Source organism: Kocuria sp. NPDC057446, from assembly GCF_042802875.1.
Lineage (GTDB): Bacteria > Actinomycetota > Actinomycetes > Actinomycetales > Micrococcaceae > Kocuria.
Genome location: NZ_JBHVDI010000139.1, coordinates 1 through 10,498, shown reverse-complemented (window position 1 = coordinate 10,498; position 10,498 = coordinate 1). Strand labels below are relative to the sequence as shown.

9 protein-coding genes are annotated in these 10,498 nt (G+C 72.0%); 3 read left to right on the top strand and 6 right to left on the bottom strand.

Features of this window, described 5'->3' with window-relative positions; translation table 11 throughout:
- Window positions 1-47 precede the first annotated feature (47 nt).
- The 3 genes from glmS to ACFU0Y_RS14530 all read right to left on the bottom strand — a co-directional run bounded on the left by glmS (window position 48) and on the right by ACFU0Y_RS14530 (window position 5,269).
- Complete coding sequence (gene glmS, locus ACFU0Y_RS14540; RefSeq protein WP_380215238.1) at window positions 48-1,940, bottom strand: glutamine--fructose-6-phosphate transaminase (isomerizing); 1,893 nt, start codon at window positions 1,938-1,940, stop codon at window positions 48-50.
- Window positions 1,941-2,063: 123 nt separating this feature from the next.
- Window positions 2,064-3,209 (bottom strand): mannitol-1-phosphate 5-dehydrogenase, encoded by a 1,146-nt coding sequence (locus ACFU0Y_RS14535; protein ID WP_380215237.1) that lies wholly within the window; start codon window positions 3,207-3,209, stop codon window positions 2,064-2,066.
- Window positions 3,209-5,269, bottom strand: a complete 2,061-nt coding sequence (locus ACFU0Y_RS14530) for a PTS mannitol transporter subunit IICBA (RefSeq protein ID WP_380215236.1) — start codon at window positions 5,267-5,269, stop codon at window positions 3,209-3,211. The genes ACFU0Y_RS14535 and ACFU0Y_RS14530 overlap by 1 nt, the downstream gene beginning before the upstream one ends.
- A gap of 171 nt (window positions 5,270-5,440) precedes the next feature.
- On the opposite strand from ACFU0Y_RS14530, the gene coaA reads away from it, so the two are divergent.
- The 3 genes from coaA to mscL all read left to right on the top strand — a co-directional run bounded on the left by coaA (window position 5,441) and on the right by mscL (window position 7,705).
- Window positions 5,441-6,397 carry a type I pantothenate kinase gene (coaA, locus tag ACFU0Y_RS14525; RefSeq protein ID WP_380215235.1) on the top strand — a complete coding sequence of 319 codons (957 nt, stop codon included), beginning with the start codon at window positions 5,441-5,443 and terminating at the stop codon, window positions 6,395-6,397.
- Window positions 6,397-7,224, top strand: a complete 828-nt coding sequence (locus ACFU0Y_RS14520) for a M15 family metallopeptidase (RefSeq protein WP_380215234.1) — start codon at window positions 6,397-6,399, stop codon at window positions 7,222-7,224. Before coaA ends, ACFU0Y_RS14520 begins: the two co-directional genes overlap by 1 nt.
- 88 nt (window positions 7,225-7,312) lie before the next feature.
- Window positions 7,313-7,705, top strand: coding sequence for a large conductance mechanosensitive channel protein MscL (gene mscL / locus ACFU0Y_RS14515; RefSeq protein ID WP_380215233.1), 393 nt, complete (start codon window positions 7,313-7,315; stop codon window positions 7,703-7,705).
- A gap of 26 nt (window positions 7,706-7,731) precedes the next feature.
- Here mscL and glmM read toward each other — a convergent pair whose 3' ends face one another.
- The 3 genes from glmM to rplM all read right to left on the bottom strand — a co-directional run bounded on the left by glmM (window position 7,732) and on the right by rplM (window position 10,203).
- The gene (gene glmM / locus ACFU0Y_RS14510) at window positions 7,732-9,087 is read right to left on the bottom strand and encodes a phosphoglucosamine mutase (protein ID WP_380215232.1); all 1,356 of its coding nucleotides are present in this window, start codon (window positions 9,085-9,087) and stop codon (window positions 7,732-7,734) included.
- A 132-nt stretch (window positions 9,088-9,219) separates the two neighbouring features.
- Window positions 9,220-9,726 carry a 30S ribosomal protein S9 gene (gene rpsI / locus ACFU0Y_RS14505; protein ID WP_380215231.1) on the bottom strand — a complete coding sequence of 169 codons (507 nt, stop codon included), beginning with the start codon at window positions 9,724-9,726 and terminating at the stop codon, window positions 9,220-9,222.
- A 33-nt stretch (window positions 9,727-9,759) separates the two neighbouring features.
- Window positions 9,760-10,203 carry a 50S ribosomal protein L13 gene (gene rplM, locus ACFU0Y_RS14500; protein WP_017833326.1) on the bottom strand — a complete coding sequence of 148 codons (444 nt, stop codon included), beginning with the start codon at window positions 10,201-10,203 and terminating at the stop codon, window positions 9,760-9,762.
- Window positions 10,204-10,498: the final 295 nt, after the last annotated feature.

Sequence of the window (10,498 nt, the reverse complement as noted above, 5' to 3'; positions counted from 1 at the left end):
GCCCGGGACGATCCGGGGCGGCGGGCCGGTGGTGCGGCGGGCGCGGACTACTCGACGGTGACGGACTTCGCGAGGTTGCGGGGCTGGTCGACGTCGTAACCCTTCGCCGTGGCCAGCTCGCACGCGAAGATCTGCAGCGGGACGGTGGTCAGCAGCGGCTGGAGCAGCACCGGGGACTGCGGCACGCGGAAGATGTGGTTGGCGTAGTCGGCCACGGCCTCGTCCCCCTCCTCCGCGATCACGATGGTCACGGCCCCGCGGGCGCGGATCTCCTGGATGTTGGAGACCACCTTCGCGTGCAGCGAGTCGCGACCGCGCGGCGAGGGGACGATGACGAACACCGGCTGGCCCTCCTCGATGAGGGCGATCGGCCCGTGCTTGAGCTCGCCGGCGGCGAAGCCCTCGGCGTGGATGTACGCGATCTCCTTGAGCTTGAGCGCCCCCTCGAGGGCCACCGGGAAACCGACGTGGCGTCCCAGGAAGAGCACCGACGCGGCGTCCTTCATGGACTGCGCGAGCGCCTTCACGCCGTCCTGCGCGTCGATGACCTGCTGGATCTTGGCCGGCATGGCGTCGAGCTCGGCGAGGATCTGCCCGATCTCGTCCTTGTACTTGTTGCCGCGCAGCTGGGCCAGGTAGAGGCCCAGGAGGTACGCGGCGGTGATCTGGGCCAGGAACGCCTTGGTCGAGGCGACGGCGATCTCCGGGCCGGCGTGCGTGTACAGGGCGGCGTCGGCCTCGCGCGGGATGGTGGAGCCGTTGGTGTTGCAGATCGCCACGACCTTGGCCCCCTGCTCCTGCGCGTGCCGGACCGCCATGAGGGTGTCCATGGTCTCGCCGGACTGGGACAGCGCGACCACGAGGGTCCGCTCGTTGACGATCGGGTCGCGGTAGCGGAACTCGTGGGCGAGCTCGACCTCGGTGGGGATCCGGCACCAGTGCTCGATCGCGTAGCGTGCCACCTGGCCCGCGTAGGCGGCCGTTCCGCAGGCGACGACGACGATCTTGTCCACGGCGCGGAGCACCGCCTCGTCGATCTTGAGCTCGTCGAGGACGAGGTTGCCCTCCGGGTCGGTGCGGCCCATGAGGGTCTGCTCCACCGCGGCGGGCTGCTCGTTGATCTCCTTCTCCATGAAGGACGGGAAGCCGCCCTTCTCGGCGGCGGCGGCGTCCCACAGCACCCGGAAGGGCTTGCCGTCGGCGCGGTTGCCGTGGAAGTCGGTGATCTCGTAGTCGTCGGCCGTGATGGACACGACCTGGTCCTGGCCCAGCTCCACGGCGTCGCGGGTGTAGTCGATGAAGCCGGAGACGTCGGAGCCGAGGAAGTTCTCGCCCTCGCCCAGGCCGAGCACCAGCGGGGAGTTGCGCCGGGCGGCCACCACGCGGCCGGGGTGGTCCACGTGCACGGCGAGGAGCGTGAACGCGCCCTCGAGCCGGCGGCACGCCACCTGCATGGCCGCGGTGAGGTCCTGGTCGCCCAGGTCGTTGTAGGTGTCGGCCAGCAGCGCGGCGGCGACCTCGGTGTCGGTCTCCGAGCGGAACTCGTGGCCCTTCTCGACGAGCTCGCGCCTGATCTCGGCGAAGTTCTCGATGATGCCGTTGTGGATCACGGCGAGCCGGCCGCCGTCGACGACGTGCGGGTGGGCGTTGACGTCCGACGGCCCGCCGTGCGTGGCCCAGCGGGTGTGGCCGATGCCGGTGCTGGAGCGGGGCAGCGGGCTGTCGCGCAGCTCCTGCTCGAGGTTGAGCAGCTTGCCGGCCTTCTTCCGGAAGCCGACGCTGCCGTCGGCGAGGACGGCGACTCCCGCGGAGTCGTAGCCGCGGTACTCGAGGCGCCGCAGGCCCTCCACGAGCACGTCCAGGGCGTCGTGCCCGGAGCCGGTGCCGCGCTCGTCCGTCCGCTGGGAGGAGGGGCCCACATATCCAACAATTCCACACATGCGCTTCACAGTACCGCATGCATCTCGCCCCGACGGGCCTGCCGGACGCGGCGGGGCGGCCCGTGCTCCCGCCACTTCGGGGGCACGGGACGGCCCGCCGGCAGGGGCCCGCGGGCCTCCTCCTCAGCCCCGGCGCTCCCGGGCGGCGTCGGCCACGAGCGCCTCGAGCGGCGGGAAGAGGGGGTGCTCGGCGTCGAGTCCCGTGATCTCCCGGACGGCGTCGGCCGGGGCGAGCGTGCCGAGGAGCTCGCCCAGCCGGACGGCCTCGGGGTCGTCGGCGGGGTCGAAGCGCAGGGCGGCGGCCACGGCCGCCTGCAGTCCCTCGGTGCCGAGTCCCCGTTCGGCGAGCTCGGCGGCCGGGCCCACGAACCGCTCGTGCCGGCCGAGCTTGCGCAGCGGGGCGCGGCCGACGCGCTCGACGGTGTCCGGGAGGTGCTCGTTGGCGAAGCGGTCGAGGATCTTCGCGACGTACCGCCCGTGCTCCTGCTCGTCGAACCCGTGCTTCGCGACGAGCAGCGCCTGGGTCTCCGCGAGCGCCGCGGCGACCCGCTCCCGGGTCCCGGGGTCGGCGATCGCCTCCGCGATGCGGTGCCGGCCGGCGCGGTAGCCGAAGTACGCACAGGCGGCGTGCCCGGTGTTGACCGTGAACAGCTTCCGCTCGATGTAGGGCACGAGGTCGTCGACGTACGTCGCGCCCTCGATGGCGGGCTCCTGCCCCCCGAAGGGGGTGCGGTCGATGACCCACTCGTGGAACTGCTCCACCACCACGTCGAGCCCGCCGCCGTCCTGCTGGGGCACGATCCTGTCGACGGCGGTGTTGGCGAACACCGCCCGCCGGTCGAGGTCCTCGCCGGGGTACTCGGCGCGGACCGCCTCGGCGAGCAGGTCCGTGGCGGACAGGGCGTTCTCGCACGCCATGACGGCCACGGGGGACGCGCCGTCCGGGCGCGCGGCGAGTCCGCGGGCCACGAGCGGCGCCACGAACCGGAGGATGTGCGCGCCCACGGCCGTGGTGACCACGTCCGCCGAGGCAATCTCGGCGACCACGGACTCCGGGTCGTCCGCCGAGTTGACCGCCCGGTACCCCTCGACGACCGTGTCCCGGGACCCGGCCCCGACCTCGTGCACGGTGTAGCTGGGGGTGGAGGCCAGCGCGTCGATCAGCGGGGCCGCCACGTCGGCGAAGACGACCTCGTAGCCCGAGCGGTGCATGAGCAGGCCGACGAAGCCGCGGCCGATGTTGCCCGCTCCGAAGTGGACGCACTTCATCAGTCGTTCACCTTCCCCAGCAGGTCGAGCACGTCGTCGGCGGTCCTCGCCTCGTCGAGCTGGCGCACCTTCTCCTTGTTGCCGAAGATCTTCGCGACGCGGGACAGGATCGCCAGGTGCTCGTTGTCCTTGCCGGCGATGCCGATCACCCAGGTGACGGGCTTGCCGTTCCAGTCCAGGCCCTCGGGGTACTTCACGACCGACAGGGCCGAGGAGCGGATGCTGTCCTTCGCCTGGTTGGTGCCGTGCGGGATGGCGAGGCCGTTGCCCATGAACGTGGACACCGACTCCTCGCGCTCGTGCATGGACGTGACGTACTCGTCGGTCACGGCGCCCGCGGCGACCAGCAGTCCGCCGGCCTCGTCGATGGCCTGGGCGGCGTTCTGGGCGCCGCCCTCCATCACGATCCGGTCCCGGGTGAGGATGGGGGCCCCGGACTCCGCGGCGCCCTCGCCGGCCGCGGTGTCGCCGGCCGGGGCGCCGGCCCCGGCGGCACCCGCCGCCGCGCCGCCCGCTCCGGCGGGTACGGCCGCGCCGTTGCGCCGCTGCACGGCCTCGACGATCTCGTCGTAGCGGGGGCTGCCCATGAAGTTGTCGACGGTCACCACCGAGGCGCTGGGCACCTTGGGCCGGGCGCGGGTGGCCAGGTCCTGGTGGGTGACCACGATGTCGAAGTCGTCGGTGAGGTTGGCGATCGCCGCGTTGGTGACCTTGACGTCGCCGAAGCCCGCCGCCTTGACCTTGTTCCGCAGCACGGAGGCGCCCATCGCGGAGGAGCCCATGCCGGCGTCGCAGGCGAAGACGATGCGCTGGACCGGTCCGCCGTCGGCCAGCTCACGGGCGCTGTGCCCGCCGGTGTCCGCGCCGCCGCTGGTGCCGACCACGGCCGAGGCCACGGAGGACTTCTTGCCCTTCATGGTCTCCATCCGGGTGGTGGCCTCCGTGAGGTCGCCCTCGCCCTTGTCCTTGGAGGCCTTGAGGATGATCGAGGCCACGAAGAAGGACACCGCGGTCGCGGCAGTCACCGCGACCGCGACCCCCACGTAGCTGTCGGTGGTGGCCTGCGCGAAGACCGCGATGATCGAGCCGGGGGCGGCCGGGGCGCGCAGACCGGCGTCGAACAGGGTCAGGGTGAAGATGCCCGTCATGCCGCCGGCGATCGCCGCCAGGATCAGCGCCGGCTTCATGAGCACGTACGGGAAGTAGATCTCGTGGATGCCGCCCACGAAGTGGATCAGCGCGGCACCGGGGGCCGAGGCCCGCGCCGCGCCGCGCCCGAAGACCATGTAGGCGAGCAGGATGCCCAGGCCGGGGCCGGGGTTGGCCTCGAGCAGGAAGAGGACGGACTTGCCCTGCTCGAGGGCCTGGGCGGTGCCCAGCGGGGTGAGGATGCCGTGGTTGATCGCGTTGTTGAGGAACAGCACCTTGGCGGGCTCGATGAGGATCGAGGTCAGCGGCAGCAGCCCCCGCGTCACCAGGAAGTCCACCGCCGAGGCCGCCGCGTTGGAGAAGGCCAGCACGGCCGGGCCGATCAGGAAGAACCCGAAGATCGCCATGGCCGCGGCGAGGATGCCGGCGGAGAAGTTGTTCACGAGCATCTCGAAGCCGGGCTTGATCTTGCCGTCCCAGAGACCGTCGAGCTTCTTCATCACGAAGGCCGTCAGCGGGCCCATGAGCATCGCGCCGATGAACATCGGGATGTCGGTGCCCACGATCACGCCCATCGTGGCGATGGCCCCGACCACGCCGCCGCGGACGTCGTAGACCATCCGTCCGCCCGTGTAGGCGATCAGCAGCGGCAGCAGGTAGGTGATCATGGGGCCGACCAGGCCGGTGTACGGCTCGCCCTCGGCGTTCTCGCCGAAGCCGCCCAGCGGGCCGAAGGGGGTGAAGCCCGCCTCGATGAAGAACGCGGTGATCAGCCCCCACGCGATGAACGCCCCGATGTTGGGCATGATCATGCCCGACAGGAACGTGCCGAAGCGCTGGACGTGGGCGCGGGCGGCGGTCGACCTGCCGCCCGACGGTGCTGTGGTCTCTGAGGTCGTTGCCGTCGCCATGGTGCTGTCCTGACTCTCGAACGAGGAGGTGGTCCTCCGGCGGAGCGCCCGCACGGCGTGCCTCTGTGCGACAGATCACAGCCGGTGCCGGTCCAGGACAAATCTACACGCGGGTACGACGCCTGTCTGCCGTTCGCCGCGCGCGTCCGGGGGCGGTCTAGACTGTGGTCGATGACCGCACCGACGCTGAGCGACCGCACCTCGCCCTTCGTGGAGCTCGACCGCCAGACCTGGTCGAGGCTCTCCCACGAGATCGACGTCCCGCTGACCTCCCGGGAGATCGAGAACCTGCGCGGCCTCGGCGACCGGCTCGACGTCGCGGAGGTCCGCGAGGTGTACCTGCCCCTCTCGCGGCTGCTGACCCTCTACGACGAGTCCTCGAACCGGCTCAACGCCTCGACCAACGCCTTCCTCGGCGAGGAGCACGCCCGGACGCCCTTCGTGATCGGCATCGCCGGGTCCGTGGCCGCCGGCAAGTCCACCACCGCCCGGCTCCTGCGCGAGCTGATGTCCCGGTGGCCGTCCACCCCCCACGTGCAGCTCATCACCACGGACGGCTTCCTGTACCCCAACGCGGAGCTGCAGCGCCGTGGTCTGATGGACCGCAAGGGCTTCCCGGAGTCCTACGACCGCCGCGCCCTGCTGCGCTTCGTCGCGAAGATCAAGTCCGGGGCCCCCGAGGTGCGGGCGCCCCGGTACTCGCACCACAGCTACGACATCGTGCCCGGCGAGGAGGTCGTGGTGACCCGGCCGGACGTGGTCATCATCGAGGGGCTCAACGTGCTCGCCCCCGCCAAGGTGGGCCCCGGGGACCGGGCCGCCCTCGCGCTCAGCGACTTCTTCGACTTCTCGATCTACGTGGACGCCCGGCCCACCGACATCGAGCGGTGGTACGTGGAGCGCTTCCAGGCCCTGCGCTACTCCGCCTTCGCCGATCCCGGCTCCTACTTCCACCGCTACGCCGACCTCTCCGACGCCGGGGCGGTGGCCACGGCCACCGGCATCTGGCGGCGGATCAACGAGCCGAACCTGATCGAGAACGTGCAGCCGACGCGCGGTCGCGCCCGGCTGATCCTCTCCAAGGACTCCGACCACTCGATCCGGCGCGTGCTCCTGCGCAAGAACTGATGGACGCCCTGCGCCGCGGTCCGCTCCTGCTCGCCGTCGCGGTGCTCGTGGCCGGGTGCGCAGCGGATCCCGGGAGCGCTCCCCCGGACACGACCCGCACCTCCGCTCCCCCGCCGTCCCCGTCCGGCGCCGCGGCTCCCTCCGCCCCGGCGTCCCCGCCGGGGCCGGCGCCGGCACCCGGTCCGGCCCCGGCGACGACGGGCCCCGGTCCCGCCGGGAGCCCGGCACCGGACGCGGTCCCGGACCTGGACGACCCCGCCTCGCTCGCGGTCGTGGTCAACAAGCGGCGGCCCCTGGACCCGGAGGACTGGGCACCGGCGGCCCTCGAGGACGTCGAGGGCCGCCCGCTGCGCCCCGAGGCGGCCGCCGCCGCGCGCGCGATGCTGGCCGCGGCCCGGGCGGACGGCGTGCCGATCCGGATCGTGTCGGGCTACCGCTCCTACGGAGAGCAGTCCCGCACGTACGCCGGGTGGGTCGCGCAGAAGGGCCGGGAGGCCGCCGACACGGTCTCCGCCCGGCCGGGCCACTCGGAGCACCAGACGGGCCTGGCGCTGGACGTGGGCGACGGCGGCGGGTGCGATCTGCAGGTGTGCTTCGAGGGCACGGCCGCCGCGGCGTGGGTGGCCGAGCACGGGCCGGAGCACGGCTTCGTGGTGCGCTACCCCTGGGGCGAGCACGGCACCACCGGCTACTGGTACGAGCCGTGGCACCTGCGCTACCTCGGCCCCGAGCGGGCCCAGGAGCTGGTGCGCTCGGGCGCCGCGACGCTCGAGGAGTTCTCCGGGCTGCCCCCGGCCCCCGACTACGGGCCGGCGGCCGCGGGCTGACCGGGGCCCGGCGCCACGGCACGGGACCGGCACCTCCGGTGTCCGCCCCGGAGGCCCACCCGCTCGGGAGGCGGTCTACTCTGTGCACATGCTCAGTGGTTTCAAGGAATTCGTTCTGAAGGGCAACGTGCTGGACCTGGCCGTGGCCGTGATCATCGGCGCGGCCTTCGCCCAGGTGGTCAACGCCATGGTCGAGGCGGTGCTGATGCCGCTCATCTCCGCGCTGGTCGGCTCACCGAACTTCGACTCCTTCGCGGTGCTCACCGTCAACGGCAACGACGTCCGGTTCGGCGTGCTGCTCACCGCGCTCGTCAACTTCCTGCTCGTGGCCGCGGCCGTGTACTTCGCCATCGTGCTGCCCATGAACCGGATGATCGAGGCCCGCAACCGCCGGCTCGGCATCGACCCGGACGAGGAGGAGGCCGACGCCCAGGTGCAGCTGCTCACCGAGATCCGCGACGCGCTGCGACAGCGCACCTGACCCCGTCCCGGCAACGCCGGGACGCTTCAGACGGTCAGGGACAGCTCGCGCTCCACCACGGCGGCGAGGAACTCCGTCTCCGCCCGGGCGATCTCCTCGGAGGCCGCCTCGACCATCACGCGGACCACGGGCTCGGTGCCCGAGGGGCGCAGCAGCACGCGGCCCGTCTCGCCGAGGCGCTGCTCGACCTCCGCGACGGCCGCCTGGACGCCGGGGTTAGAGCCGACCGCCGCACGGTCCACGCCGCGCACGTTGAGCAGCACCTGGGGCAGCCGGGTCATCACCCGGGCCAGCTCCGCGAGGGGTGCGCGGGTCTGGGCCACCCGCGACGCCAGCATCAGCCCGGTCAGCAGCCCGTCGCCGGTGGTGGCGAAGTCGGACATGATCACGTGGCCGGACTGCTCGCCGCCCAGGTTGTACCCGTGCTCGGTCATCGTCTCGAGGACGTAGCGGTCGCCCACGGCGGTCTCGCGCACGTCGATCCCGGCGTCGCGCAGGGCGAGCTTGAGCCCGAGGTTGCTCATCACGGTGGCCACGAGCGTGTCGTCGACGAGCCGTCCCGCGTCCTTCAGCGCCAGGGCGAGGATCGCCATGATCTGGTCCCCGTCGACCTCACGACCCGTGGCGTCGACGGCGAGGCAGCGGTCGGCGTCGCCGTCGTGGGCGATCCCGAGGTCGGCCCCGAGCTCGACGACGGCCCGCTGGAGCGGCTCCAGGTGGGTCGAGCCGCAGCCGTCGTTGATGTTCAGCCCGTCGGGCTCCGCCCCGATGACGTGCACCTCGGCGCCGGCGCCGCGGAAGGCGTCCGGCGAGACCCCGCTCGCCGCGCCGTTGGCGCAGTCCAGGACCACGCGCATCCCCTCGAGCCGGTGCGGGATCGCGCCCACGAGGTGCAGGACGTAGCGGTCCTCCGCGTCGGTGAGCAGGTGGATGCGTCCCACCCCGGCGCCGGTGGGGCGCCGGAAGTCGCCGGACTCGAAGACTCGCTGGATCTCGTCCTCCACCCGGTCCGGGAGCTTCCGCCCGCCGTGGGCCAGGAACTTGATCCCGTTGTCGGGCGCCGGGTTGTGCGAGGCGGAGATCATCACGCCGAAGTCGGCGCCGAGGTCCGCCACCAGGTAGGCCAGGGCGGGGGTCGGCAGCACCCCGGCGTCGTGGACGTCCACGCCCGACCCGGCGAGGCCCGCGGAGACGGCGGCGCTGAGGAACTCGCCGCTGGCGCGCCCGTCCCGGGCCACGACGGCCGTGGGACGCCGTCCCTCGCGCGCGCGGCCGTGGCCGAGCACGATGGCGGCGGCCTGGGCCAGGTCCAGGGTCATGTTGGCTGTGAGGAGGTCGTTCGCGAGACCGCGCACGCCGTCCGTTCCGAATAATCTAGACATCGCCCCCCATCCTACGTTCCCCGTGGCCAGGACAGCGGCAGGCGGGCAGTAACGAACGGACCCCGACCGACACCGGTGTGCACCGGGTCGGACGGGGTCCGTGACGCTGGGGCGGGCCGGGAGGCCCTCCGATCAGCGCTTCGAGTACTGCGGGGCCTTGCGGGCCTTCTTCAGACCGGCCTTCTTGCGCTCGATGACGCGCGGGTCGCGGGTCAGGAAGCCGGCCTTCTTGAGGGTCGGACGGTTGTTCTCCACGTCGATCTCGTTCAGCGCGCGCGCCACGCCGTGGCGCAGGGCGCCGGCCTGGCCGGAGGGGCCGCCGCCGTGGATGCGGGCGATGACGTCGTAGGCGCCCTCGAGCTCCAGCACCTTGAAGGGGTCGTTGACCTCCTGCTGGTGCAGCTTGTTCGGGAAGTAGTTCTCCAGGGTGCGGCCGTTGACGGTCCACTGGCCGGAGCCGGGGACGACGCGCACGCGGGCCACGGCCTCCTTGCGGCGGCCCACGGCCTGGCCGGAGACGGTGAGGGCCGGGCGCTCGGCGGCGACCTCGGTCTCCTCCGCGGGGGAGGACTCGGAGGTGTAGCTGCTCAGCTGCTCCTCGCCGTCCACGATGTTCTGCTCTTCAGTATTCTGAGCCACGATTTTCCTCGCTCGTTTCTGTCGTAGGCCCGGTTACTGGGCGACCTGGGTGAACTCGAAGGTCTGCGGCTGCTGGGCACCGTGCGGGTGCTCCGGGCCGGCGTAGACCTTGAGCTTGGACATCTGCTGGGCGGCCAGCTTGTTCTTCGGGAGCATGCCGCGGATGGCCTTCTCCACGGCGCGGACCGGGTGCTTCTCCAGCAGCTCGGCGTAGGAGCTGGACTTGAGCCCGCCCGGGTAGCCGGAGTGGCGGTAGGCCCGCTTCTTCTCGAGCTTGGAGCCCGTCAGGGCGACCTTCTCGGCGTTGATGATGATGACGAAATCACCGGCGTCCACGTGGGGAGCAAAGGTCGGCTTGTGCTTTCCGCGCAGCAGCGTTGCGGTCTGGCTGGCAAGGCGACCCAGGACGACGTCGGTGGCATCGATGACGTGCCACTGGCGCTGGATGTCACCGGGCTTCGGGGTGTACGTACGCACGTTAGTTTGCCTTCGTTCGGGTTATCTCGGTGGCGCTAGTTGGGATCACGCCGTTTCTCGGTGTGCCGTCCGGGGCTCGGGTGAGGGCCGAGCTGCATCCGGTGCCCGAGACCCCGGTGCACCGGACCGCCAGGCGTCCTGCAACGGGACAGCGGATCCGGGTACACGTGAACCGAGGCGGGACACGCACAACAGCAACCAACGGTACCGGATGCGGCCGCCAAAGACCACTCGGGCCATACACCCGGAGGGTGCGGCGGTCAATCTCCCCGCGGGAGCCCGGGTCCCTCGGCGG

Excerpts from the sequence above, each read along its gene's own strand:
- glmS (WP_380215238.1), bottom strand. The coding sequence starts at position 1,940 with ATGTGTGGAATTGTTGGATATGTGGGCCCCTCCTCCCAGCGGACGGAC.
- ACFU0Y_RS14535 (WP_380215237.1), bottom strand. The coding sequence starts at position 3,209 with ATGAAGTGCGTCCACTTCGGAGCGGGCAACATCGGCCGCGGCTTCGTC.
- ACFU0Y_RS14530 (WP_380215236.1), bottom strand. The coding sequence starts at position 5,269 with ATGGCGACGGCAACGACCTCAGAGACCACAGCACCGTCGGGCGGCAGG.
- coaA (WP_380215235.1), top strand. The coding sequence starts at position 5,441 with ATGACCGCACCGACGCTGAGCGACCGCACCTCGCCCTTCGTGGAGCTC.
- ACFU0Y_RS14520 (WP_380215234.1), top strand. The coding sequence starts at position 6,397 with ATGGACGCCCTGCGCCGCGGTCCGCTCCTGCTCGCCGTCGCGGTGCTC.
- mscL (WP_380215233.1), top strand. The coding sequence starts at position 7,313 with ATGCTCAGTGGTTTCAAGGAATTCGTTCTGAAGGGCAACGTGCTGGAC.
- glmM (WP_380215232.1), bottom strand. The coding sequence starts at position 9,087 with ATGTCTAGATTATTCGGAACGGACGGCGTGCGCGGTCTCGCGAACGAC.